The following is a 21703-nucleotide window of genomic DNA, read 5'->3' as shown; positions in this document are numbered from 1 at the left end:
GCGTTTTCTCTACGGCAGTGTCCAGGATGAACCTGCATTCGGCAGGTCGAACCTCGTCATCCCGGCTCAATCGCGGGAAGCCGGGATGCCCGCCGTTGCAAGCAGCGAGCCGGTTCTCCCAACCTCGGCGGCGAGGTGACCGAGTACTCGTTCGTTGACCGCTGTACGTCTCCGGCTTGAATGGGCAAACCTGCCGCCTGCGCCAGTTGCAACCACTACAAAAGCTCAACCACGCCTTTAGGTACGCCCCTCAGAAAAGGAGGGCGCGGTTCGTGCCAATGGCGTGGATAGAGGCGCTCATCGCCATCAACGAAGAGATCGTTGCCTGCGAACGGCGCTTCCAAGCTCAGTGCGCCAAGGTCGTGGAGAAAGCAGCGAACGGGCAGGACGCGGCGGAGGACGAGATGCTGCTCGGGTCGTACAAGATTAGCCTCATCCTGGTCCGGGCTCACCGAGATAGCCTCTTGGCCGACGTTCCGACCGATGCATGAATACCAGAAGTTCTCGTTCTGGGAACGCCCCCCGTCATTGCATGCCGCCGAGCCGGTGGGCCACGATACGGCGGACGAAGCTGGCCTTTCAGATGCCTAATCGTCGTCCACGAGCCTGAGCGTCAGGTCGAGAAGCTCCGGGACGTTGGCTCGCCCGGAGCCAGGGACTGCCGCCACCAGGGATACGCGGTAGAGATGTTCACTCACCTTCACCGAAAGGCCGAGCACCGCGCTGAACTCTACGCCATCGCGCGATGACGCCTGGACCCGGATGCGCAAGCGTTCGTTGCCGAGGTCCGTGACGGTGATTGGTTCGGGCTCCCAAGTCATGTGACATGCCCTGCGCTCACGCGGCCGTCAGGATGAATGACGCCGGTTCGAGCCTCATGCGGTTACCGTGTCATGGCACTCGGTAGCCTTCAACTAGGATACCGCTGCGATCCACTGGGCGCCACTTAACGGGCGGTAGGTCCGACCGCATACAGACGGTTTACCGCTACATGCCAACCTGCGGAACAGGCCCCCGCGCCGAGCATTTAGCGAACTGCCATGCTTTGGTCCTGCCTGATCCTCGTCGCCGAACAGGCGTTCGTACCCGCGCAGTGGGAACGTGCCTCAGCGCGGAAGGAGGGCGTCCACGAAGCGCTTTGGCTCGGCTTCGTCGGCACCATGGTAGGCGCCGGGGCGCTCGTCTTCCTGACCGGAACGATTGAAATCAGCGGCATAACTCACTGCGCGAATTGGCACCGGAAGCACGCCTCGACGCAACTCGCTGCTCGTCCGCTACCGCCCCTGTCCCCCGAACGCCACGGCAATCTGCCGCTTGAGCACCATGCTGCCGCTCCCGGTGGAACGGCTAGGATGTAGAACTATGGCAAGTGGCAGTCCGTCCAATCTCGGGCTGGACCAACTGCCGCTTCCGACCGTCATTCCCGTTCCGGGATCGCCTCAAGCGCAGCCGTTCTGTCTCCGATAACCGTCCTCGATCACTGTGCAGCTTGGGCCACGTCGCGTACTCGGCCCCATCGCCGTGAGGAACGGCATCGAGCCCCGCCAGCCCTGAAACGATGGGCGGCGGGGCAGCGATCGTCGTCTCGGGGTCCCAATCTCCACCGCGGCGTTGGCGAGCGAGCCGAATGTGCAACCTGTACAGCTTGGTCCGTGGGCAGTCGGAGATCGGCCGGGTGTTCGGCGCCGAGCGCGATGACACCGGCAACCTGCCCCCGCTGCCGGGTATATTCCCCAACACCTCGGCTCCCGTGATCCGCATGCGCGACGCCGCCCGTGCCTTGTCGATGATGCGCTGGGGCATGCCCTCCCCGGCCTTCGCGTTGAAGGGGAAGAAGGTCGATCCCGGCATCACCAATGTGCGCAACACGGCCTCGCCGCACTGGCGCCGCTGGCTCTCGCCCGAGCACCGCTGCCTCGTGCCGTTCACGAGCTTTTCCGAGAACGAGAAGGCCGCAGACGGCTCGCACCCGCCGGTATGGTTCGCTCTGACGGAGGATCGGCCTCTCACCTGCTTCGCGGGCATCCTGACCGAGGGCTGGCAGAGCGTGCGTAAGGTCAAGGACGGCGAGACAACGGACGACCTCTACGCCTTCCTGACCACCGAGCCGAACGCCGAGGTTGGCGCCGTGCATCCGAAGGCGATGCCGGTGATTCTTACGAAGCCGGAGCAGTGGGCGACGTGGCTGTCGGCGCCCTGGCCGGAAGCGAAGGATCTTCAGCGGCCCTTGGCCGATGATGCCCTGGTCGTCGTCGCCCGCGGCGCTCGCCGGGATGGTCGAGCCGACGATTTGGATTAAGGACAACCGCCTAGCTTCATCACAGTCCCGCCGCGATCGGCGCGCCTCCTGAAGGCAATGGCGGGGGCGGTCCGCCGGTATCACGCCGCCAGGAGTACCCCGCATGCGGAACACTCTGCTGGCCCTGTTGGCCGTCGTCGTCGTCATGGCCGCCCACGGCGTGGCCAAGCTGGTGTTGCTGCCGTTCCGTGCGCTGCGTGGCCTGTTCCAACACAGCGCAAAGCCATCGCCGATCACGGTGCGCTAACCAGATCCCGGCACCTTATCGGGACGCAGGTGAGATAGACGACCTCCCCAGTCAGCCCGTGATCAGATCGGGCGACGGGGCCGAGTCAGTCGCGAGAGATTTACTCTTCGTCCTGGCTACCCAGGTGCAGGTAGGTCGGATCGAACTCCCCGGCGGCTACCAGACCATCCCAGTTAAGGACCGTCAGGCGCCTGTTGCGCACGGTGACCAGCCCAGCGTCCCTTAGATCGCCAAGGGTTCGGTTGACGTGGACTGGCGTGATCCCGAGGGCATCAGCGAGTTCGGGCTGCGTCATCGGCAACGGGCAGCTTCGGTCCGGAGCCAGCCCGACTACGTCCAAGCGCGTAACTAACTCGACGAACAAATGCGCCATGCGGGCATAGGCTTCGCGCCTGCCGGTGTTGAGCATCCATTCGCGAACGAACGCGGCATCGATCAGTGAGATCCGCCAGAACGCGGCGCCGATGCGAGGATGGGCCTGAAACAGCGCCCGCAAGGAGTCGTGTTGGACGAAGCCGAGCCTGCACGGACCAACAGCAGAGATGCTGTTGTCGAGCACCTTCAAGTGCAGGCTCTGGATGTCGGGTACATCGCCGGGGACGTGGTAGGCCGCGATCTGCCGTTTGCCCGAGAGAGTGGTCTTGTACGTGGAAACGAAGCCATCCAGCACCGCAAAGCAGCGGGACGGGCGATCCCCCTCGCGAACGATGTCCTGGTAAGCGTCGAACTGCGCCTCCTGCATCGGCAAGGCGATGAGTGCCGCCCGCTCCTCCTCAGACAGTTTGAAGAGCGCGATGCTCTCCACCTTTCGCAGGATCGGATTGGCATCAGACGGATGGGGTAAATCGGTCATCGCAGTCTCGTCCTACGAGCAAGAGTGCAATGACCCCGGTCACCAATTCCTAACATATGCATGTGTCTACGTCGCGGTTCTGGAGGCGATCAATCCGAGCTTGTCGGCGATCCAGCCCCGTGCGTGATCGAGGTCTACGAACAGCGGCGGGCTCAGATCGGCGACCCGCCCGAAGCCCACCTCCAGATACCACTTGCCCGCGTCGGTCTCGTGCATGTCCGAGAGCCGGACGAGCACCGCCACCAGGAAGCCCTCGTGGAAGACCAGTTGGCTCTCCTGATCGTCGCTGCCGGTGGCAACCTGCACAGGTTGGAGGCGCAAGCTCATGCTGCGACCCTCGCTCCGAGGTGGAGGTAATCCGGCCTGAACTCGGCCAGGGCTTCCAGCCGAGCCAGATCCAAGATCTCCACCCGACTCTCCGAGAACGCGATCAGCCCCTGCTTTTGCAGGCTCGCCAAAGCGCGGTTCACCTGCACGGTGTTCTGACCGGTGGTGTCGGCCAGATCCGCCTGCGTGACCGGCAGGGCGAAACCATCCTCGGTCGCCCGGCCGACTGCACGCAGCCGCAGCAGCAACTCGCACATCAAATGCGCGATGCGCTCCTCGGCATTCCGGCGCCCGAGGTTCACGACCCATTCGCGCAGGGTCGCTTCGTCCACGAGGGTGGCGAGCCGCAGGGCGTGGGTGATGTCGGGATGATGCCGGAGCAGGTCCTGGATGGTTGCAAGATCGATGCGCACCACCTTGCACGCCGACAGCGTGCCGATCGAATGATCCATGCGCGCGAGCATCGCCACGTCGAGGTCACAATAGTCGCCGGGGATGAGGTAGGCCATGATCTGGCGGGCGCCGTTCGCCCGCATCGTGTAGCGGCAGGCGATGCCGTCCAGGATCAGGTAGACACCGTCGGGCTTGTCGCCGACGCGGATCAAGTCGGTCCCCGCCCCAACGGCCTGCGGGTTGGCGCTGATGCACCCCAGCACATCCCGGTCGGAATCGGTCAGCTTGGCGAGGCTATCAAGTTTAAGGATCAGAGGGTTGGTCGTCTCAATATGTGGACGCGATGCGTCGCGTTCGTCGTCCTGTTTGTTGCTATCCTGCATCGCCTCTCAACCGGGTTCACAAGAGTGCTGGGGGCCGATGCGTTTGGCACGCCACACGTGGGTCATCAGCGCGTGGGACTTAGATCGCGGGCAATCAGTTCCAAGGCTTGAGAGCGCCGCACCCGCCAATTCACAGCGGTTGGTTTCGCGTCATAGGTCGTCCCCGTTCATAGACCTGCTGGAAGAGCAGGGCTGGACCCCTTAAACGCCCGTTGACATCAACCTGCGGTAGCACGCAGGGACTACCTATGTTGAAAAAGCTCCCTCAAGGCGCCGCAACCTTCCGTGGTCGCGGCCGAGCGTTCGTCCACGGCACCCAAATCGTGTTGAAGGTCTGCCCGGAGTGCTCGCAGAGGAACGCTCCGAAGGCTGCCGATAAGGGCGTGTGCGGCTGGTGCGCCTACGTCCCCTCTTGCGAGGACGTGGAACCCGCGCAGCAGCTTAAAGCGGCGTAGGTATCGGATCGCTCCAAACGATGAACACGTTCTAAGGGCGGCCCGACATCTCGGCGCCCCCGGCACGAACTCTGCCTCTACGTCCTCGGACATCACACCGCCACTCCGAGGAACACCATGCCGTTGAAGGAGACGCCACGTATCCGACCGGACCTCTCCGAGGTCGATGCCGCGGTCGGTGCTCTCGCAGCTTTGGTCCTGGCCATCGAGCGCACGCCGAGTGCCCCCGAGGCCAGTCATTATCGGACCGCGATCCGGCGACATGGCCGAGCGCTCGCATCTTCGGGAGGCTCTGACATGATGCGGACCGTCCTCCGGAAGATCGGAGAACTATCACCAGCCTACGCAGACGCACGACGGGCAATCATCGCCACAGAGTGGGCTAGAACCAGCGCTTCGATGCGCTGAAGCTGTTCTCAGAGTGCATGCCCTACGAGAACGCCCGCGGGTGACCGCCACGCCGTGCAAGATCGTGACGGCGTCAGATTGCGGGCTTCAAGAATTTGCACTTCCCCCGCAACGGCCACGGCCCCTTGATCGCGTGCTCGGCGCAGAACGCGTCAACTGCCCGCTGGACACCGGGAAAACTCCCGCCCGTTGGGTCATAGTCATCGACGATGAACAGGCCGCCGGGACGTAGCACCTGCCACCACGCCGCGAGATCGGCGGCGACGAAAGCCTGCTCATGGCCCGCGTCGAGGTGGATCACGTCAGCCTGCACCCCGCGAAGGCGCATCAACTCGGCCGCATTCACCGAGTCGAGGGGCAGGGGCACCACGCGATCGGCCAGTCCTTCGCGTAACACGTTTGCTAGGAACGTTCGGTACAAACTCGGGTAGCCATGGTCCGTCGCGAGTTCCGCGAAGAGGCTGGGGTCGGCCCAATGATCGACGGCGCCAAGCCACGTATCGACCGCGATCACCGTGCCCGCGATCTCGTACTCAACCATCGCCTTGGCCATGTAGAGGGCGCTCGCGCCCTTCCATGCGCCAACCTCCACGATGACGCTCGGCCGCCATTCGCGAACTGCGTCGTCGAGGAAGACATGCTGGCTGCGCCATCCTTGGAGATCGAGCGGTCGAAGTTCGGCGGGCGGATTCGCGAACGGGTCTCGCCCGTACCAGAGGACGGCGAGGATATCGTCACGTGTCATGGCATTCCTGTCGGACCGACGATGGCCGTGAGGTGAAGGTGAAAGGTTGAGCGAGGCTCACGAAGAAGGCAGCCCCGTTCGCATCAGCAAGTCATAACGGTCCCGGCGGGAGCGGCCCCGCCCGAACACCGTCCAGAGAAGCTCGACGCCCTGCGCCCGGTCTCCACCAGCTTTTCCGTCTTCAGACCTTCGTTTCAAAGCCTCAGCGGCCGTATCACCACGACCGTGGGCGACCTGACGATCCACTTCGGAGCAACCGGCTGGCGCGGCGTATCTGGTTCCGGGAGCGTGTGGTGCAATGCATAGGCGAAATCAGGGCTGAGACGCCAAGCGTGTCGCAGAAAACGAGGAAGCTACCCTTAACCGCGATCCCGCCAAAGAGTGCGTAGACAGTCTGACGATCTCGACTTTAAGTTGCAATCCCGGCATTTTCCTCTCCCGATTGGAGGGGGGGGAGTCATGCTGAAGCAAGCCGTCAGAAGTGCCGGACGCCGTGCAGGCGTAGACATCTTCAAAGCGAGCACAGAGCCATTTCGCTGGAGCCACACTGTCCATGACTACCACCCGGTAGCGCCATCCTCTCGATGGGAGCGGGGTAGCGCGCCGCATGGGCATCTTCGTTCGGTTCTGGCCCGAGATACCGCGGCCTATGATGCTTTTCTTGATGCCCTGGAGCAGCACGCCGACCTGCTCCACACGGTGCCGCACGAAGCCAACGTCGCAGATCCGGTAACACCGCACTGGAACAACACATGGTTTACCGCGCTCGTCGCTGCGGCGCTGATGACGATGCTCGCCTGGAAGCGACCGGCCCGCTACCTGGAAATCGGCTCCGGTAGCTCAACCTGCTTTGCTCGCTACACCATCAACGCTCTGCAACTCCCGACGCGGATCACATCGATCGACCCGATGCCCCGCCGGGAGGTCGATGCCATTTGCGACTGGACGGTGCGCAGCCCACTCGAAGCCTGCGACCTGAGGATCTTCGATGAACTGAAGGCCGGAGACATTGTGTTTTTCGATGGGTCACACCGTTCATTCGCAAATTCGGATGTGACGGTGTTTTTCCTTGAAGTGATGCCGCGTCTGGCCAACGGCGTGATTGTACAGATCCACGACATCTTCATCCCGGACGACTATCCCGCGGCTTGGAATTTTCGGCTGTACAACGAGCAGTACCTGCTTGCCGCGATGCTGATGTGTGGCGCTCCGCCGTTCCGCGTGACGGCCCCCGTCATGTACATATGCCAAGACTCCTCGATGAGCGCGCGGGTGAAGAGCGTCTTCGCGGCCCGCGGAACGGGACCCGATATTCCGTTTCTCTACCCGAACGACTCTGGCACGCCGGGCGCCTCATTCTGGTTCGAGATGACCGGCAAACCGGCTTGAGCCATCAATCGTCGGCTTATGCTCCATGCCGATGTTCGCTTCTCCGTCCTAGCTTCAGACCGCGGCTGGTCCGGCCTACAAGAGGTATGTCCAGGCCGCTGCCTCCGCATCCAGATCGAACGCCTCGATCTCGACCAGCATGACCGTCCCCGACAGCGTGATCACGGCGCGGGTCATCACGGCCGATCTGTGAGGGCGGACGCAGTCAGTTCTTGGCAAGCCCCTGTCGCAGGCTGGCTGCCGCCTTCACCATCGACAGGACGCTGTCGCGCGTCTTTTCGTCGGAGATGTCCTCCGAGCTTGGCCGGATGTAGAACGAAACTGGAACGCGGTGATGCGGGTGACCGTGAACATCCGCAGGTGCCGTCCGTGTGTCACCGGCATCTGTGAACAGAGCGGGTCTCGGTGATAGATCGTTAACCATGAGGGCGCAGGATGACCGCAGCGATCGGCCTGCAGGCTGAGCATCGAAAGAGTAGCGCCGGGGCCGTTACACGGTCGGTCACGGCGCGGCCTAGCCGGTGAAGTCGCTCTAGGCCCGCCCGGTCCCCCTGGGCGGGCCTTGCTCGTTTCAGGCTTTGATCAATTGGCCACAGCACGGCACCATGGCACGTCCTCACAAGGGACACCCATCGGCCCGGTTCAAGTACGCCCCCGAGCATGGGGTGGGCTGATGGGCCTTGTGCGTTGACGCCGAACGGCGGGCTGCCTCGTGATCGGGGAGGGCAGCCTGTTTCCATTCGAGATCACTGCCAGATTACCACGGCAGCTACATCGTCATGGCTTGCCCAATCCAATCCCAGCATTACGGACTGGCACTGCCGACTGGCATCCCGATCTGAGACCCCTTCAAGCGTAGCCGTTCTGTATCCGATAACCGTCCTCGACCACTGTGAACCTTGGGCCGCGTCGCGTACCCGGACCCATCGCCGTGAGGAACGGCACGACGCCCCGCCAGCCCTGAGACGATGGGCGGCGGGGCAGCGCTATGGATGCTTTCGTGACTGCTATGCTCTCCCGTTCCGATGCGCTGCCGCATGACCCGCTCTTTCAAGCAGGGCGGCAGGTTGCCGAGGCGGAAGAGCGGCGCGAGCAGCAGATGCGCATCCTGTCAGGTCTCGCCCAAGGCGCGCCTGCGCGTGTCTATGCCGAGCACGTCCGGAGCGAGATCAATCGCACCATCGTGCTCAGCCGCATGCATCAGGAGCTAATTGAGAGCCTCCTGGCTGAGTGACGGGTGCCTTCATGGGTTGAGGCGTCCCAACGGCCAGCGGCTCATCCAGGAGCGTGCCCAGCCGATCACCAGTGGCATCGGCGACGCCCCGCAGCACTTCCATTTGAACCCTCCGCGCCTCAGCCAAGACGAAGGTAGCCTCGACAACGTACCGCTCGTCTGCAAGCCACGAAGCGCAGAACGCGAGGTCGTCGGCGAGAGAACCTTCGAGGCTGTTGGCCCCGCCGAACGGGCCTGTCTCAGAGAGGCAGGGCGGAGGATCTATGGCCATGGATCAGCAACCTGCTCACGACGGAAGGGCTCCCCGCGACGTTCACAACCTGCGCGCTGGACGGCAGCGATCAACGCCGAGCAAGAATGCGCCGAGGCGAAAGACGGTCTGACTGACTTTGTCGCGAGTCGGTGCGGGGCAGCTTCCGCTACCCTGTCCGTTTAGCGCTCCAACTGCCGCTACACTCGATCAGCCCGCCGGATGTGCTCCAGGTGCCGCTACCACTGCCCTTTGTGCTGAGGCTCCCGGCAATCGGCACCCTGTTAGCTCCCTTGGTGATCGTCGCCTTCACCGCACCTCGAGCAGATACACCGCCAGCGATGTCGATCTCGTCGCCGGGGATCGATGCGTCGCTGCCCCTGATTTGCACCTGATAGCTCGTGCTGGCTGAGCATGGCCCCTGGGCCGTCGCGGCAATGATCGTCCACGAGCCGTCGTACTGGTTCGGTATCTTCACAGCGGCATCAGCCGGACAGAGGAGGCCCGCCGAGATGGCGGTCGCGAGGATAGGCACGGAAATACGGGCCATCGATAACTTCAAATTTTGCTTCACCATCAACCTCGATGATTGGACACATTTGCGATCATACGAACGCAGCCGCTCAACAGTTTCCGCTGCGGCCAAAATCAATTTTCTTACGTGACCAAGCCTATGAGTAAGCTTAAGCTTCCCTCATCATGAAGCCCCCGACGCAGCCCCAATCATCGGTTCGTGCGGTGAAACTCTGGCGCGATCACGATCGTAGGGGACTGCTGACGCCATACTTCGGCGTCGTGCCGGGGCGTGCGGTTCCCCAACCTTCCTGGCTCTGGGCCGACGCGCCCGCCGAAATCAGAAGATCATGCTGAGGAAGACGACCTTCGCTCTCGCTGCTGCAACCCTGCTCGGCAGCTTCACCCTCAGTGTCGGCACCGTGTCGGCGGCTCCAGTTCCGGTAAGCGGTCTTCAGACCGGCCAGTCGGATGTCACGCAGGTCCGTATGATGCACGGCGACCGCATGATGATGAAGAAGCGCGTGATGCTTAAGCGGATGATGCACCGCCGCATGCTGCGCAAGCGGATCATGCATCGCATGTGAGAGGCTCACTGCCAGCATCGGGCGGGCTCCGGTGGAGCCCTCTCACCCTCTGTCGTTCCGCCCGATTACGAGGCTGACGCCTTGTCCCACTCCTACAGGCTCGCGGTGATGCCCTGCCCTGTGTACCGGGGCTGCTACCGCTGGATCGTGTCGTCCTCTGACGGCCTCTTCTCCGAGCGATCGGCTTATCCCTACGCGACCAGGGGCTCCGCCCTGATCGTGGGCCGGATCCGGATGGCAGATCTCAGGGGCGATCAAATTTGATGGGAGACCGGGGATCTCTGCATACCCGATGGAGGAGGTCCGGTGATCGAAGACGGAAGCGGCCTCAGTTTAGAAGCCAGCGTCGATCCTGACCTACGCGCCGCCGAATACGTGCTCGGCAGCCTCGACGCTTGGGACCGCGCAGAGGTGACGCGTCAAGCTACAACCGATGCGCGAATGGCCGACCAGATACGGGTCTGGGAGCGGTGGTTGGCACCCCTACTCGACGCGATCCCCCCAGTGGCGCCACAGTGGAATTTACACGCGGCGCTGTTGAAAGCGCTGCCTGAACGCTCCGAGTGACAGCCTGCGGGAAGCGACCTGAGTAGAAAAAAGGGCGGCGCGACAAATGCCGCGCCGCCGTCGCGATCAGGGCATCAGCACGGCGTTGACGACGTGGATCACGCCGTTCGACTGCATCACGTTCGGGATGGTCACCACGGCGGTGCCGCCCTTCACGTCGGTGATCAGGACCTTCTTGCCCTGCACAGCCACGGCGAGCGGCTCGCCCTCGACCGTGGTGAGTTGGTTCTGTCCACTGCCCTTCTTGGCCAGCGCCATCAGATCCTTGGCGGTGTAGACGCCCGAAACCACGTGGTAGGTCAGGATCTTGGTCAGCGTCGCCTTGTTCTGCGGCTGGACGAGGTTCTCGACGGTGCCCGCCGGTAGCTTAGCGAAGGCAGCGTTCGTGGGTGCGAACACCGTGAACGGGCCGGGACCGCTCAGCGTCTCGACGAGACCCGCAGCTTTAACGGCAGCGACCAGCGTGGTATGGTCCTTGGAGTTGACCGCGTTCTCGACGATGGTCTTGCTGGCGTACATCGGCGCACCGCCGACCATCGGGTTCTTGGCGTAGGCTGCACCGGTCGCACCCAGGCCGAGGGCGAGGGTCAGGGCGAACGTCCGGGCCGCGCGGCGGCCTGTGCTGGTGTTGAACATCATAGTTCCTTCCGTTCCCCCTTCGCTGGGGGCAATGATGGCTCATACGGAGCCATCTGCGGAAAGGTTTCGGATCGTAGGCTCTCCGACCTGATCACTGATCGGTGAGCGTGAGCCCGTCAGCGCTGCCGGGACGAGCTTGATCCGTCTCGCGGCCCCCGACTTGTTCACGGCAGACGCCCGATCCCTCGGGCCACGGCAATGATGCTTGCGACTACGAGGGCCACAGCGGCCATCGACAGTTTGATGCGCACCAACGTCAGACCCAGCCCCTTCATCACTGACCGGCCCGCAGCAGCTTTGCCGCTTCATCGGCGGTGAGCAGGTCGGACTCTGTCACACCAATCGTAGCTCCCCCGGCTTGAGCCGGATGCGCTTCACCAAGGCGCGCGACAGGCTTCCGACGACCTCCGGCTTCGATGCGGGCGGAGCGACTAAAGCCACAGCTTCCAACGCCTCTTCCGATGTCCCAGCCAACACCGCATACACACAGACCGCTTCGCACTCCTGCGACACGGCTACGAGATAGGCATGGCGCTTCGGCGAATGCGACATCAATCCGGCGTACGAGCCTCAGGCTCGCGCGTCACTGAGGAATGCGCCTGGGACACAGGTATCTGCAACACAGTCCCGCCGCGATCGGCGCGCCTCCTGAAGACAATGGCGGGGGCGGTCCGCCGGTATCACGCCGCCAGGAGTACCCCGCATGCGGAACACTCTGCTGGCCCTGTTGGCCGTCGTCGTCGTCATGGCCGCCCACGGCGTGGCCAAGCTGATGCTACTGCCATTCCGGGCGCTGCGTGGCCTGTTCCGACACCGACGCAAGCCAGCCCAAGTGACGGTCGGCTAAACCGGCAGCCCCTCTCGTTCAGGGATGGCCGAGCGGGCAACTTGCCGACGAGCACAATCGGCAATTCCCCAAGCCATGCACAGGACGCCATGGGGGGAGCCATCTGCCCTGTTTCGAGTCTACCTTTACATGAGTTAAAGGACGCGACCGCAACGGCACGAGCCCCTGCACCGCATGCCACTCGAAATCGAGCGCAAGTTTCTCTGCACGCCTGCCGTTCTGCCCCTCTGCCAATCCGGCACGCTCCTCGTCCAGGGCTACCTCTACACCGACGCCAACAACACCCTCCGGGTCCGCCGCGCGGGCGACCGAGCATTCCTGACGTGGAAGGGGCCGAAGAGCGGTGCCAGCCGGGAAGAGATCGAGACCGAGGTGCCGTTGTCGATGGGCGAGGCGCTGCTCGCCGACGTGCCGATGCACGCCCGCATCCAGAAGACCCGTTACCGGATCGAGCACGCTGGTGCGGTCTGGGACCTGGACGTGTTCGGCGGTGCCTACGACGGGCTGATCCTGGCTGAGATTGAGATGGAGCACGAGGACCAATTCGTCGTGCTGCCGCCCTGGGTTGGCTGTGAGGTGACGGCCGATCAGCGCTACCGTAATTCGCGGTTGGCCGCCTGGGCGAGACCGGACCGGCTGGCGGCCTGACACGCTCGATCCGACTGGAACGCGTTGGCTCTGCTGACCCCGGATACGGACTGGGAAGTGGTGCCTTCCAGATTGCGTCACGCTGATCATCAGGCCGGAAGGATGTGGAGCATCCCGCCGATCACGCTGAGTGTCCCCATGCCGATCAGCCCCGCGGCGATGTACATCCGCATCCAGCTTTGATCGGCGGTCACCGGGCGGTTCTCGTCGAGGTAGTCAGACCAATCGACCACGGGTCCCCATCGGGTTGCACAGTTAAGAGGGGGCGTCCTCTATGCCCGTGCCACGACGATGAGATGACCTTGGCCGTGTCAGGACGGCCCAAATTGTACGGCAGGCGACACGGTATCCAAGCTTCGGTATACGCCCCTCATCACGAGCAGTTGTGAATGAGGAAAAAGAGCATGAAGCAGCCAGATAATAAGCCCGAGAAAAAGGATTATTCAGAAATCCTGAAGCAGGAGGCCGACGAGATCACGGGTAAAATCGACGAAAAATTTGATAAGCTGGCTAAGAAGTTTCGAGATAAGGCCGACAGGGCAAAAGAGAAGCTGAACGACACGAAGAAGGAAGCCAAGCGGGCCGTTCTGCTTCGGCGCTTCGAGTTGTATGCCGACGCCGCGAACCACCTGGAGGAGTTCTCAGCCCCCAGGCGGGAGGGGAACGACAAGAGCGGCGACTGACCCCCCGCTAAGGCGTCACCTGCTTCAGCCTTCCGCTCCCAAGCCGCTGAGCTACAACAGGAGCGAGGCATAAGCGCTCGGGCATGGTTCATTCACGGCAAGCCAGTGAAGCGGCGCGGCACGTGTCGCGCCGCGCCGCGACGATCGAATGACCCGCCCCTTCGGCCTGTTCAGGCCGCTCGGTGAGCCTTCTGTCGGTTCCGATGGGCATCTCCACGCCGATCCTTCTTCCGACGCGTAACCGGAAGTGGGGTCTCCCCGTCCTCGGAGGCCCGCTCAGTGAGCGCGAAGTCGTGGAGCCGCTGCGCGCGTTCCAGATCGCCGTCCACGGCGCTCGTGAGGGCGTAGAAGGCGGCCCGCACGATGTCCTTCTTGGACGCCTTGGGGTGCTTCTCACGCACCGCGGAGACCAGTTCCTTCCGCTTGATCCCCGGTCCAGCCAGCCCCTGCAACGTCCCAGCGAGTTCCTCGATCGTAGCCATGTTGCCCCCTCAGCCGATGACCATAACCCCGGCTCGCCTGCGTTAGACCCCGAGTTCGTTGGCACCGCACGGAAGAAGGCGGGAGGCCCACGCTGCACTCGGGAGCGCGAAGGGACTTTCTAACCCAGATTACAATTCTATGACACAGCCACACCTTCGGCTTATTGATCGTTGCGGCTTGTCTAGGCGCGCATACAACCATATTCCGCCGACGTTCCTTCCCGAGACCGGAACCTGCTCAGGCGCGCTGCCGCGCTGTGGCGCGCCTATCTTGCCTGCTCGTTCAATCCTGGGGCTCGCCCATCCCGATCTCGGTCAGCAGATCGCGTCCGGCCTGCGTCAGGAACCACAGCTTCCGCTCGGACGGTCCGCGTATCAGCCGCTCCTCGACGAGCCCGAGATCTCGCAGCACCGGCATGACGCTCGGGTGCGCGCCGTGCCGCATGCCCTGTGGGTACAGGGCGCAGGCGCGGAGAGCTTCTAGCTGAAGGCCGCGGAGAGGGGCGCGGATCTCGGTGGGCATGCCGTCGAATTACCGCCCCTCGACGAAGAGGAACAACAGGGTCGAGAGCGCCAGCAGCACCCCGAACGCATAGGCGGCGTGGATGTCCCTGCGGTCCAAAGCCACCCTCCCGCGCAGCACGAGGATAAGCTTGGTGGTCGTGATCACCGACCCCATTGCGGAAGCCATAATGGCCGCGAGTAGGATCCAGCCGGTCAAGGTCTGTGGCATGGCGAACTACTGCAACCGGCCGACCCCGGCGTTCAGACCAAGGTGCATGGCGAGCGTTAGCAGTTCGCCGACCGTGAGCCATTCGCCCCCATCGACGCGCCATCGATCGAAGTCGGCGTCGGGCTCGACGGTGTAACCGCGGGACGTGATCACCGTCACGGCCTCCACGATCGGATCCGAGTCCTCGAACATGCGGCTACGCGGATGCCACGATCATCCGGCGGCGCGCCTCGGCAAGGCGCTCCTCGTCGGACTGATCAGGCATGTCGGCGACCACCGTCTCAACGATCGTGCGCGTGGTCCCCTCGTCCAGACCAAGGCCACGGGCGAACCCGTCGAGACGTGCCATCATCCGATGCACCGCAGCCTTATCAGATTAGTTCAATGGCTCACTCATCGTTGGACCAAGGATTTCACTCCCCCACGGCTGGGAACGACATCGACGCGGATCCGCGCTGAGATATCCGCGCCCAGGAAGATACGCGAGCGCTCTCAATCGAGCGATCTTGCCGAGATCCACGAGGCGTCGGAACCCTGATAAACATTAGGTACGGGGCATCCAGAATAGCTTGCGCGGCGCATCCACGAGGACGACGCGGCGATCCCCTGGGTCGGGCAACCACGCGTCGAGTTCGCCCCGAACTTGAGCGTAGTTCGTCACCTTCTCGAATTGAGTGTTCGGCCAGTCGCTTCCCCAGACGAGGTGATCGAGACCGAAATTCTCACGCAGCAGCGGTATCGCAGCCGCCGGTAAGTCAGCGCCGTTGCGGTACGAGCCGGATATCTTGACCCAGACACGACCCGTGCTCCCCGCAGTCAGCAATTGCCGGAAACCAGGATCATCGATGCCGAGCTTGGGGTCGGGCTTGCCGAAATGGTCCGCCACGACCTTCACACCACTCTTCAGCAGGCGGGGGAGCAACTCCGGCCATCGACGGGCCTCCGCCTGGATCTCGACCTGCCAGTTGAGGTCGGCGAGGCGCTTCAGCAGCATCGGCCAGGGATCGGCATCGAACTGCGGGTTCTGCGCACCGATCAGGTTGAGGCGGATGCCGACGACCCCAGCAGCAGCGAGTTCTCGCAGAGCGTCCTGCTGAATGTCGGGCTGCACCACGGCGATGCCACGGAAACGGTCCGGGTAACGTTTCAGGGCCTCCAGCATGTAGCTGTTGTCGGTCCCGAGGAAACTCGGTTGAACGAGGACGCCGTTCGACATGCCGTTGGCGTCCAAGTTCCTGATGTAATCCTCAGGCGTCGCATCGTAGTCGGGCGCGTACCGGATGTTGGCAGCCAACGGCAGGCCACGCTTGAAGACATGCGCGTGGGAGTCGATGGCTGTCCCGGACGCATCCTGCGCCACGCTGCGTTGCGGCCAAGCACTTGCCGCAGCCAAGCCCACAATGGTCCCATGGAACATGCGTCGTGACATCATCGCCGCTTCCTTGCGATCACTGCTTCAGTGAGACGACCCTGCTGCGTTCGAAAACGCATCGGGAAGGGCATTCATTGAGGAGAAGGTCCAACACCTCGTCGAAGCCGCTCAAGCACGGCGGCTTCGACGATCGGGACTATTCCGCAGCGGCCGGAGCGGGGGCGGCGGCCCGCGCACGCGAGCCGCGTCCGAGGATCAGGGTCATGATCGCGCCCGAGCCGGTCAGGAACACGAGCGGCAGCAGCGCGAGAGGGAAGCTGCCGGTCTGGTCCTTAATCACACCGAGCAGCCACGAGGCGATGCCGGTGCCCAGATGCGACAGCGTGTTGATCGCTGCGATACCGGCCGCGGCCGTGCCTACCGAGAGCCATTCGGTCGCCATCGCCCAGAACGGACCCTTGATTGCGTAGTTGCCCATCAGCACTAGGCTCAGCAGCACCATCGTCACCGGGAGCGAGGAGGTGAGATTGGTGGCGAACAGGCACATGCAGGTCGCGGCCAGCGGCAACGTTGTGCTCCACACCCGCTCGCCCGTTCGGTCGGCACGCAACCCCCAGAAGATCATGAACACCGAGGCGATGCCAAACGGGATCATGTTCAGCAGGCCCGTCTCTAGGTTGGACAAGCCGAACGCCTTGAGGATCTGCGGCTGCCACAGCGAGAGCGCGTTACTGGTTGCCGACGAGCCCGAGTAGATCAGCGCCAGTGCCCAAATGTACTTGTTTGTCAGGACTTTATGCAGCGGCAGGTGGTGCGCAACCGGGGAGATCCCGGAGCGATCAGCCGCGAGTTGATCTTCCAGCCACGCCCGCTCCTCGGGCGCCAGCCACGTGGCCTCCGCCGGTCGGCTCGGCAGCATGAACAAAGCAGCAAGCCCAAGCAGCACAGCCGGGATCGCCTCAACGATGAACAGCCACTGCCACCCGTGAAGCCCGGCGGCGCCCTCAAGCTGTAGCAGGGAGGCCGAGATCGGCGAGCCGAGGAAGCTGGAGATCGGGATCGCGACCATGAACATGGCGACGATGCGGGCGCGGTACGCCTTGGGGAACCAATAGGTCAGGTACAGGAGCGCGCCGGGGAAGAACCCGGCCTCAGCCGCGCCCAGTAGAAACCGGCAGAGATAGAAGCTGTAGGGGCCGACGATGAAGGCCATCGCGACACCAACCATGCCCCAGGTGATCATGATGCGCGCGATCCAGAGCCGCGCGCCGACCTTCTCCATCGCGATGTTGCTCGGCACCTCGAACAGCACGTAGGCGACGAAGAACAAGCCGCCGCCGATGCCAAACATCGCCTGCGACAGGCCGAGGTCCTTGTTCATGGTGAGGGCGGCGAAGCCCGCGTTCACCCGATCGACGTAGGCGATGAAGTAGCAGAGCACGAGGAACGGCACGATCCGCCATCCCACTCGCCGCATGACGACGGCTCCATCGACTGTTCGATATGGCGTAGCCTGAGTGGCGGCCATCCTGCGTCTCCCGTTGTGTCCGCGTGTTTCTTGGCTCCTTCCGTACCTCAGATTTAAGTGGTCGCCGCACACCGTATTCAGCGTCCGTGGATCAACGGCTTCGATCTGTACGCCCTACGCCGCGGAGGCCAATTGATGCATGTGTTCGACGCTCGTGAGATGAGCGAGATCATCATAAATCAGGAAGTGATCGGCGCGAATATCGTATACCTAAAAACGCACGGCAGGCCGTCCCAGAAGATCAACACGAGGGCGCCCTCGATCTCGCAGTCACCATTTTCGTACAACGACAATCGACCGGTCGGCTGGAAATCGATGCGATCTTCTTCGTCGCGTCGGAGAAGGTGATCGTCGCCACTGGGTGCGCTGGCCCACCCGGTGCCCTTCAAGCGGGATCGTCGTCCGCACCGTGACCAACATGTTCTTCGACGAATGGTGGCGTGCGGTGACCGGCACGGCGAAGATCATCTCCGGATGGTACGGAAGACCGGTGGTCGTCATCTGAGCAGGGATATCGTCGTGATCACCGACGCCGACATGGTCTCGACGGTCGCGGTAAGGACATCCGCTGGGAGTGGATCTGAGATCCTGAAGCCACCCTCGCGTTCGATCCCTCGATCCGGGCAAGCGAAATCACGGGCCGTGGAGGTCAACCTCCACCGCTAAAGGCCACACCGCCGCCGGATCAAGAGCACCGGCATCGATGCACACGTTCTCAGATGTCAGAGTGAGCAGCAGCCCGACAGTCAGAAGTGTGGCGACACCTGCCAGCACCATGCTGACGCGCTCAGGGTTGAGCCAACGGGCGTGCAACACGGCACACCCCAAGGTGAAGGTAGCCGCCTCCGCCAAGGGCACGACGATGGGTAGCCCCATCACGGCCTCCCCGAGCCCAGACCGGCCGCCTTCCTGGACCTATTCCTGGCCCGTGGTGGTTTTCCCGTCTGTGGGGTTCAGAGCGGCTTCTGCGGCCTTCAGCCCATCGCGGACGCGGGCGATCGTAGCGGCTCGTGTATCGCCGACTTGGTTCAGCGCCTCCAGAAACGCGATCCAGTCCGCCCGCGCCGAAGCTGGGATCTCTCCATCGAGCTTTGCCCGTAGGCTCGCCACCCGCGCCTCCGGAGTTGCTGCTCGTGGTGCCGCTGCGTCAGCGTCGTAGACGCCGACCGCACACATCTGATCACCCGCCTTGGTGTAGTAGGTCGTCTTCGGCTCCTCGACGGTGCTTCCGGGCTTTGGAAACAGGTAGCGGATCACCGAGATCTGTCCGGGCTTGGCCTCCTGCATCATGGTCTTGATGAAGTAGTTACCGGTCTTGTCGTGGAGGTCGCGCACGTCATGACCCTGTAGGATCGGGCTGGGGTGGGCGCTCATAACGCCTTCGGGTCCAACGCAGAACACGTAACTGTCTGCTGTACGGAAGCCGTCCGTGCCCTTGGTGAATGCGCCGAGCGCCTGGGTTTTATCGGCCTTCAGGGCTTTATCGACCCGGCCGAGCATCCATGATGCGAAGCCGTTAGGGCTTGGGTCGTCACAGCTTACTGGAGCTTCGACGAAACCACCGCAGGCCGATGCAGGCGCCGTACAGGCGAGGCCCGCGGCAATCATGCTGGCGACGAGCAATAACCGTGACATCATCGGCTGACTCGTAAACTGACTTGTCATCAGAGACCCCGCCATCAGATAATGCTTATACTCAAATCGCAAGCGTCAATATTAATCATCACGCGTTCGTCATCCCGCCCGGCAGCGGACCCGCACCGCATAGCTCAGCCAGTGCGATCACTCGCGTGGATTGAGAACGTGACGTTTGATACGTGCTCTTGGGTCAAGGTGTGGGACTCGCTGCGCGACAAGATCCCAGACTGGAAGTCCGGCCATGGCGCGTAGCACTCGGTTGCGTGAGATCACCGATCGTTGCTGAGCGGCGCCGATGATGGCTGCGAAGGCGCCGTCGATGCTCATTCTGAGCCCGATCTATCTCCTCGTGGCCGTCAAATCCGCCGCGGCGTCGCTGTTCGCCCCGAACTGGCGCGTTCTGCTGGAGATGGTTAGAGGGGGCCTGTTCTTGGCCGGGCTGGGCCTCATCGGCGCTGGCCTCCCGCTATTCCGATGAGGTGAGTGTGCAGCAGCTAATCGTGCCGCGCCTTTTCGTTCGCGCGTTCAACGACCTCTCGCAAAGCTGCGCTACCTTCCACCGCAAACCAAACTCGCAACATGTTCGAGATATCCGGCGTGTCGCCAGTGCGCTCGCGGAACAGATCGGCATAGCGCCCAAGCTCGCGCTCGGCGAACATATCGAGATATGAGGCGCCCTTGGTCCGTGCGAGATCGACGAGCGCGTCTTCGAGAACGCGTCGCATCATCTCGCCCACCATGGCAGAGACATAGACGGCCTCGGCGCTGCCTTGCTCGGGTTCCCTCAACCAATCCTCCAGCCTACGACGTGGCAGTCCTTAAACCACGGCGCAGTCCTAAGCTTGGCTTGACGAGAAGCGCAACGTCCGGATCGATGCTGTGGTATCGACCGCTCCTGCTGGTCGGCCATATCATTACCGCTCGTCAGTCAGCGGCTGGTCCGGCCTCATCGAGATAGGCCCAGGCCGCGGCTTCGTCCGCTAGATCGAACGTCTTGGTTTCGACCGGCATGACCGTCCCCGACAGGGTGATCATCGCGCGGGCGAACAGCGGCGCGCCGACCACGACGTAATTGCGGATGTGCGCGACCGAGCGGGCCATCACCGTGCTGGCGTAGCCGTCGAACCTCGCCCCGAGGTCCGAGCCTTCGTAGTTCGACATGATCAGCAGCATGTCGATCTTGTCGTAGATTTTCATCGCCTCGTCGGCGATCGAGGACATCCACTCGATGTCGGGCTTGGTGATCCTGTCCTTGATCTCGAAGGCCAGGAGATCGGCGCGTGGCGCCTCGCGCTGGATCACCGATCCGTCTGGTGCTGCGGTCATGAAAGGCTCCATCGCCATCTCTATGTGATGGTCAGAAACAGCACGTCGCTCGGGTTTGATCCTGAAGAGCATCGACCGTGTCGTTGGGCGGCATGTGTCGGAGCAAGGCGTCGCCCCGCTCGCCACCGTTTAACTTCGCAGTTACCCTGAACCGCCACGGTCACTCCCCTCATCGTAGGGATCAGCACATGGCCGATAAGATCGAGATCACCGATACCGTCGCCGTAGCAGGCGAGCGCATCTGCTCCATCATCGAGCGGATCGAGCGGGTCGAGGAAGAGATCAAGGACCTCATGGAGGCCAAGAAGGAGATCTTCGCCGAGGCCAAGGGCGAGGGCCTGGACGTGAAAATTCTCAAGGAGATCCTAAAAATCCGGAAGCAGGACAAGGACGAGCGCGATGAGCACGAGACGCTGCTCGACGTGTACCTGCGCGCCATGGACGCGCCGTCGTCCGCGCCCCTGGCCGAGGCGGCCTGAGTCTTAGTTCTGAATGAGGACGGCGCATCAAGCGCCGTCCTACCTATTCCCGCGCAACAGCGGGCCACCCGAAGCTCACATGATCGTGCCCGGCCCTACAGGGTCACCGGGCATGATATCGGGTCCAGCAGGATCGCCGGGGACAGGGTCAGGCGGTGGCTGCGGCGACGGAGGATCACCCGGCGTTGGGTCGGTCGGAGGCGGTTCGCCGGGGTATGGGAGATCAGGGCCGCCGGGGTCGGGAATACCTGGGTTGGCCATGCCTTTTGTCCTCTTGGCGCTGGGCCGCGATCGAGGCTGCCATCACGCAAATCGGGAAATGGTGTCGAACGGTCTTGGTTGCATTTGGAAAGCGCTCGACCATCGCGACGAGCGCGCCTTTAGGAAATTCGCGAAGGTCGCCCGACCCCGATCCCGCAAGCCTTGATCCTGTTCCGCTGATTGGCAGATACGTCGATGCGCTGATGATGCTCCAAGCGCGCTAAGAAGCCCGCTCGCAGCCATCGCCAGTGTGTCGGCTTCCCCTATCGTCGAAGGTCTCGATCGCCACCCTAAGCGCTCCAATTTCGCGAGGCATCGCACCGCGGCCGCGGTTGATCTTCCTCGTGAAGCGGACGTGGAAGATCTCAACGAACAGGCGCAGTCCGAGAGCAGCGCGCCGAACAAGGTGTGGATCAG

At 63.0% G+C, this 21703-nt stretch carries 32 protein-coding genes; 12 read left to right on the top strand and 20 right to left on the bottom strand.

Translation table 11 applies throughout. From position 1 onward, the window contains the following. Nucleotides 1–272: 272 nt before the first annotated feature. Nucleotides 273–491 carry a hypothetical protein gene (locus FV242_RS16170; protein WP_187278443.1) on the top strand — a complete coding sequence of 73 codons (219 nt, stop codon included), beginning with the start codon at nt 273–275 and terminating at the stop codon, nt 489–491. A gap of 96 nt (nt 492–587) precedes the next feature. Here FV242_RS16170 and FV242_RS16165 read toward each other — a convergent pair whose 3' ends face one another. Then, nucleotides 588–821: a hypothetical protein gene (locus tag FV242_RS16165; RefSeq protein ID WP_147939622.1), complete on the bottom strand. Its 234-nt coding sequence runs from the start codon at nt 819–821 to the stop codon at nt 588–590. 806 nt (nt 822–1627) lie between these two features. On the opposite strand from FV242_RS16165, the gene FV242_RS16160 reads away from it, so the two are divergent. Further along, nucleotides 1628–2299, top strand: coding sequence for an SOS response-associated peptidase (locus FV242_RS16160; RefSeq protein WP_147939621.1), 672 nt, complete (start codon nt 1628–1630; stop codon nt 2297–2299). A 103-nt stretch (nt 2300–2402) separates the two neighbouring features. Further along, nucleotides 2403–2546 carry a hypothetical protein gene (locus tag FV242_RS34600; protein WP_187278442.1) on the top strand — a complete coding sequence of 48 codons (144 nt, stop codon included), beginning with the start codon at nt 2403–2405 and terminating at the stop codon, nt 2544–2546. 100 nt (nt 2547–2646) lie between these two features. On the opposite strand, the gene FV242_RS16155 is transcribed toward FV242_RS34600, so the two are convergent. The 4 genes from FV242_RS16155 to FV242_RS16135 form a co-directional block, all read right to left on the bottom strand. Then, nucleotides 2647–3399, bottom strand: a complete 753-nt coding sequence (locus FV242_RS16155) for a Crp/Fnr family transcriptional regulator (protein WP_147939620.1) — start codon at nt 3397–3399, stop codon at nt 2647–2649. Between the two features lie 66 nt (nt 3400–3465). Further along, complete coding sequence (locus FV242_RS16150) at nt 3466–3726, bottom strand: hypothetical protein (RefSeq protein ID WP_147939619.1); 261 nt, start codon at nt 3724–3726, stop codon at nt 3466–3468. Continuing rightward, entirely contained in the window at nt 3723–4502 is a 780-nt protein-coding gene (locus FV242_RS16145) for a Crp/Fnr family transcriptional regulator (RefSeq protein ID WP_147939618.1), read from the bottom strand. The genes FV242_RS16150 and FV242_RS16145 overlap by 4 nt, the downstream gene beginning before the upstream one ends. 936 nt (nt 4503–5438) lie before the next feature. Beyond that, on the bottom strand, nt 5439–6110 hold the full coding sequence (locus FV242_RS16135) for a class I SAM-dependent methyltransferase (protein ID WP_147939616.1): 672 nt from the start codon (nt 6108–6110) through the stop codon (nt 5439–5441). A 459-nt stretch (nt 6111–6569) separates the two neighbouring features. Here FV242_RS16135 and FV242_RS16130 point away from each other — a divergent pair, with 459 nt between their 5' ends. Both FV242_RS16130 and FV242_RS16125 read left to right on the top strand, forming a co-directional pair. Beyond that, nucleotides 6570–7499, top strand: a complete 930-nt coding sequence (locus FV242_RS16130; protein ID WP_147939615.1) for a class I SAM-dependent methyltransferase — start codon at nt 6570–6572, stop codon at nt 7497–7499. Nucleotides 7500–8487: 988 nt separating this feature from the next. Next, entirely contained in the window at nt 8488–8733 is a 246-nt protein-coding gene (locus tag FV242_RS16125; RefSeq protein ID WP_147939614.1) for a hypothetical protein, read from the top strand. A gap of 419 nt (nt 8734–9152) precedes the next feature. Here the strand turns inward: FV242_RS16125 and FV242_RS16120 are convergent, their stop codons facing one another. Next, nucleotides 9153–9629 carry a heme utilization protein gene (locus FV242_RS16120; RefSeq protein ID WP_246692729.1) on the bottom strand — a complete coding sequence of 159 codons (477 nt, stop codon included), beginning with the start codon at nt 9627–9629 and terminating at the stop codon, nt 9153–9155. Between the two features lie 217 nt (nt 9630–9846). On the opposite strand from FV242_RS16120, the gene FV242_RS16115 reads away from it, so the two are divergent. Together FV242_RS16115 and FV242_RS16110 are read left to right on the top strand one after the other, a co-directional pair. Further along, nucleotides 9847–10083, top strand: a complete 237-nt coding sequence (locus tag FV242_RS16115; protein WP_306440309.1) for a hypothetical protein — start codon at nt 9847–9849, stop codon at nt 10081–10083. 306 nt (nt 10084–10389) lie between these two features. Further along, nucleotides 10390–10650, top strand: a complete 261-nt coding sequence (locus tag FV242_RS16110; RefSeq protein WP_147939613.1) for a hypothetical protein — start codon at nt 10390–10392, stop codon at nt 10648–10650. Nucleotides 10651–10716: 66 nt separating this feature from the next. Here the strand turns inward: FV242_RS16110 and FV242_RS16105 are convergent, their stop codons facing one another. Next, the gene (locus FV242_RS16105; protein ID WP_147939612.1) at nt 10717–11286 is read right to left on the bottom strand and encodes a fasciclin domain-containing protein; all 570 of its coding nucleotides are present in this window, start codon (nt 11284–11286) and stop codon (nt 10717–10719) included. Nucleotides 11287–11992: 706 nt separating this feature from the next. Between FV242_RS16105 and FV242_RS34595 the strand changes: the two genes are divergently transcribed. Both FV242_RS34595 and FV242_RS16095 read left to right on the top strand, forming a co-directional pair. Further along, nucleotides 11993–12136 (top strand): hypothetical protein, encoded by a 144-nt coding sequence (locus FV242_RS34595; protein WP_187278441.1) that lies wholly within the window; start codon nt 11993–11995, stop codon nt 12134–12136. 174 nt (nt 12137–12310) lie between these two features. Further along, nucleotides 12311–12784: a CYTH domain-containing protein gene (locus FV242_RS16095; protein WP_147939610.1), complete on the top strand. Its 474-nt coding sequence runs from the start codon at nt 12311–12313 to the stop codon at nt 12782–12784. Nucleotides 12785–12873: 89 nt separating this feature from the next. Here FV242_RS16095 and FV242_RS34590 read toward each other — a convergent pair whose 3' ends face one another. Next, entirely contained in the window at nt 12874–13017 is a 144-nt protein-coding gene (locus tag FV242_RS34590) for a hypothetical protein (protein ID WP_187278440.1), read from the bottom strand. Nucleotides 13018–13188: 171 nt separating this feature from the next. Here FV242_RS34590 and FV242_RS16090 point away from each other — a divergent pair, with 171 nt between their 5' ends. Next, the gene (locus FV242_RS16090; RefSeq protein WP_147939609.1) at nt 13189–13467 is read left to right on the top strand and encodes a hypothetical protein; all 279 of its coding nucleotides are present in this window, start codon (nt 13189–13191) and stop codon (nt 13465–13467) included. Nucleotides 13468–13637: 170 nt separating this feature from the next. On the opposite strand, the gene FV242_RS16085 is transcribed toward FV242_RS16090, so the two are convergent. The 10 genes from FV242_RS16085 to FV242_RS16040 all read right to left on the bottom strand — a co-directional run bounded on the left by FV242_RS16085 (nt 13638) and on the right by FV242_RS16040 (nt 19220). Further along, nucleotides 13638–13949 (bottom strand): hypothetical protein, encoded by a 312-nt coding sequence (locus tag FV242_RS16085; RefSeq protein ID WP_147939608.1) that lies wholly within the window; start codon nt 13947–13949, stop codon nt 13638–13640. A 283-nt stretch (nt 13950–14232) separates the two neighbouring features. Further along, nucleotides 14233–14472 carry a hypothetical protein gene (locus FV242_RS16080; protein ID WP_147939607.1) on the bottom strand — a complete coding sequence of 80 codons (240 nt, stop codon included), beginning with the start codon at nt 14470–14472 and terminating at the stop codon, nt 14233–14235. A 9-nt stretch (nt 14473–14481) separates the two neighbouring features. Further along, nucleotides 14482–14682, bottom strand: coding sequence for a hypothetical protein (locus FV242_RS16075; RefSeq protein WP_147939606.1), 201 nt, complete (start codon nt 14680–14682; stop codon nt 14482–14484). Between the two features lie 6 nt (nt 14683–14688). Continuing rightward, nucleotides 14689–14874 carry a hypothetical protein gene (locus FV242_RS16070; protein ID WP_147939605.1) on the bottom strand — a complete coding sequence of 62 codons (186 nt, stop codon included), beginning with the start codon at nt 14872–14874 and terminating at the stop codon, nt 14689–14691. A gap of 4 nt (nt 14875–14878) precedes the next feature. Continuing rightward, a complete protein-coding gene (locus tag FV242_RS16065) occupies nt 14879–15034 on the bottom strand; it encodes a hypothetical protein (protein ID WP_246692728.1) in 156 nt (51 codons plus the stop codon). Nucleotides 15035–15226: 192 nt separating this feature from the next. Beyond that, nucleotides 15227–16114: an amidohydrolase gene (locus FV242_RS16060; protein WP_147939604.1), complete on the bottom strand. Its 888-nt coding sequence runs from the start codon at nt 16112–16114 to the stop codon at nt 15227–15229. A gap of 136 nt (nt 16115–16250) precedes the next feature. Next, complete coding sequence (locus tag FV242_RS16055; protein ID WP_187278444.1) at nt 16251–17582, bottom strand: MFS transporter; 1332 nt, start codon at nt 17580–17582, stop codon at nt 16251–16253. 179 nt (nt 17583–17761) lie between these two features. Then, complete coding sequence (locus FV242_RS16050) at nt 17762–17971, bottom strand: hypothetical protein (protein WP_147939603.1); 210 nt, start codon at nt 17969–17971, stop codon at nt 17762–17764. Between the two features lie 244 nt (nt 17972–18215). Further along, nucleotides 18216–18458, bottom strand: a complete 243-nt coding sequence (locus FV242_RS16045) for a hypothetical protein (RefSeq protein WP_147939602.1) — start codon at nt 18456–18458, stop codon at nt 18216–18218. A gap of 39 nt (nt 18459–18497) precedes the next feature. Beyond that, nucleotides 18498–19220 (bottom strand): cache domain-containing protein, encoded by a 723-nt coding sequence (locus FV242_RS16040; RefSeq protein ID WP_147939601.1) that lies wholly within the window; start codon nt 19218–19220, stop codon nt 18498–18500. Nucleotides 19221–19515: 295 nt separating this feature from the next. Here FV242_RS16040 and FV242_RS16035 point away from each other — a divergent pair, with 295 nt between their 5' ends. Then, nucleotides 19516–19698 carry a hypothetical protein gene (locus tag FV242_RS16035; protein ID WP_147939600.1) on the top strand — a complete coding sequence of 61 codons (183 nt, stop codon included), beginning with the start codon at nt 19516–19518 and terminating at the stop codon, nt 19696–19698. A 16-nt stretch (nt 19699–19714) separates the two neighbouring features. Here FV242_RS16035 and FV242_RS16030 read toward each other — a convergent pair whose 3' ends face one another. Beyond that, a complete protein-coding gene (locus FV242_RS16030; RefSeq protein WP_147939599.1) occupies nt 19715–20008 on the bottom strand; it encodes a hypothetical protein in 294 nt (97 codons plus the stop codon). A gap of 136 nt (nt 20009–20144) precedes the next feature. Beyond that, on the bottom strand, nt 20145–20546 hold the full coding sequence (locus tag FV242_RS16025) for an STAS/SEC14 domain-containing protein (protein ID WP_187278439.1): 402 nt from the start codon (nt 20544–20546) through the stop codon (nt 20145–20147). Between the two features lie 188 nt (nt 20547–20734). On the opposite strand from FV242_RS16025, the gene FV242_RS16020 reads away from it, so the two are divergent. Next, entirely contained in the window at nt 20735–21025 is a 291-nt protein-coding gene (locus FV242_RS16020; RefSeq protein ID WP_147939597.1) for a GapR family DNA-binding domain-containing protein, read from the top strand. Nucleotides 21026–21703 lie beyond the last annotated feature (678 nt).

Origin of the sequence: Methylobacterium sp. WL64 (assembly GCF_008039945.1) — a bacterium.
In the GTDB taxonomy this organism is placed as follows: Bacteria; Pseudomonadota; Alphaproteobacteria; order Rhizobiales; family Beijerinckiaceae; genus Methylobacterium.
The sequence above is the reverse complement of the archived record's forward strand: the minus strand, read 5'-3'. Positions and strand labels throughout refer to the sequence as shown.

Excerpts from the sequence above, each read along its gene's own strand:
- FV242_RS16165 (WP_147939622.1), bottom strand. The coding sequence starts at position 821 with ATGACTTGGGAGCCCGAACCAATCACCGTCACGGACCTCGGCAACGAA.
- FV242_RS16160 (WP_147939621.1), top strand. The coding sequence starts at position 1,628 with ATGTGCAACCTGTACAGCTTGGTCCGTGGGCAGTCGGAGATCGGCCGG.
- FV242_RS34600 (WP_187278442.1), top strand. The coding sequence starts at position 2,403 with ATGCGGAACACTCTGCTGGCCCTGTTGGCCGTCGTCGTCGTCATGGCC.
- FV242_RS16155 (WP_147939620.1), bottom strand. The coding sequence starts at position 3,399 with ATGACCGATTTACCCCATCCGTCTGATGCCAATCCGATCCTGCGAAAG.
- FV242_RS16150 (WP_147939619.1), bottom strand. The coding sequence starts at position 3,726 with ATGAGCTTGCGCCTCCAACCTGTGCAGGTTGCCACCGGCAGCGACGAT.
- FV242_RS16145 (WP_147939618.1), bottom strand. The coding sequence starts at position 4,502 with ATGCAGGATAGCAACAAACAGGACGACGAACGCGACGCATCGCGTCCA.
- FV242_RS16135 (WP_147939616.1), bottom strand. The coding sequence starts at position 6,110 with ATGACACGTGACGATATCCTCGCCGTCCTCTGGTACGGGCGAGACCCG.
- FV242_RS16130 (WP_147939615.1), top strand. The coding sequence starts at position 6,570 with ATGCTGAAGCAAGCCGTCAGAAGTGCCGGACGCCGTGCAGGCGTAGAC.
- FV242_RS16125 (WP_147939614.1), top strand. The coding sequence starts at position 8,488 with ATGGATGCTTTCGTGACTGCTATGCTCTCCCGTTCCGATGCGCTGCCG.
- FV242_RS16115 (WP_306440309.1), top strand. The coding sequence starts at position 9,847 with ATGCTGAGGAAGACGACCTTCGCTCTCGCTGCTGCAACCCTGCTCGGC.
- FV242_RS16105 (WP_147939612.1), bottom strand. The coding sequence starts at position 11,286 with ATGTTCAACACCAGCACAGGCCGCCGCGCGGCCCGGACGTTCGCCCTG.
- FV242_RS34595 (WP_187278441.1), top strand. The coding sequence starts at position 11,993 with ATGCGGAACACTCTGCTGGCCCTGTTGGCCGTCGTCGTCGTCATGGCC.
- FV242_RS16095 (WP_147939610.1), top strand. The coding sequence starts at position 12,311 with ATGCCACTCGAAATCGAGCGCAAGTTTCTCTGCACGCCTGCCGTTCTG.
- FV242_RS16090 (WP_147939609.1), top strand. The coding sequence starts at position 13,189 with ATGAAGCAGCCAGATAATAAGCCCGAGAAAAAGGATTATTCAGAAATC.
- FV242_RS16085 (WP_147939608.1), bottom strand. The coding sequence starts at position 13,949 with ATGGCTACGATCGAGGAACTCGCTGGGACGTTGCAGGGGCTGGCTGGA.
- FV242_RS16080 (WP_147939607.1), bottom strand. The coding sequence starts at position 14,472 with ATGCCCACCGAGATCCGCGCCCCTCTCCGCGGCCTTCAGCTAGAAGCT.
- FV242_RS16075 (WP_147939606.1), bottom strand. The coding sequence starts at position 14,682 with ATGCCACAGACCTTGACCGGCTGGATCCTACTCGCGGCCATTATGGCT.
- FV242_RS16070 (WP_147939605.1), bottom strand. The coding sequence starts at position 14,874 with ATGTTCGAGGACTCGGATCCGATCGTGGAGGCCGTGACGGTGATCACG.
- FV242_RS16065 (WP_246692728.1), bottom strand. The coding sequence starts at position 15,034 with ATGATGGCACGTCTCGACGGGTTCGCCCGTGGCCTTGGTCTGGACGAG.
- FV242_RS16060 (WP_147939604.1), bottom strand. The coding sequence starts at position 16,114 with ATGATGTCACGACGCATGTTCCATGGGACCATTGTGGGCTTGGCTGCG.
- FV242_RS16055 (WP_187278444.1), bottom strand. The coding sequence starts at position 17,582 with ATGGCCGCCACTCAGGCTACGCCATATCGAACAGTCGATGGAGCCGTC.
- FV242_RS16045 (WP_147939602.1), bottom strand. The coding sequence starts at position 18,458 with ATGGGGCTACCCATCGTCGTGCCCTTGGCGGAGGCGGCTACCTTCACC.
- FV242_RS16040 (WP_147939601.1), bottom strand. The coding sequence starts at position 19,220 with ATGATGTCACGGTTATTGCTCGTCGCCAGCATGATTGCCGCGGGCCTC.
- FV242_RS16035 (WP_147939600.1), top strand. The coding sequence starts at position 19,516 with ATGATGGCTGCGAAGGCGCCGTCGATGCTCATTCTGAGCCCGATCTAT.
- FV242_RS16025 (WP_187278439.1), bottom strand. The coding sequence starts at position 20,546 with ATGACCGCAGCACCAGACGGATCGGTGATCCAGCGCGAGGCGCCACGC.
- FV242_RS16020 (WP_147939597.1), top strand. The coding sequence starts at position 20,735 with ATGGCCGATAAGATCGAGATCACCGATACCGTCGCCGTAGCAGGCGAG.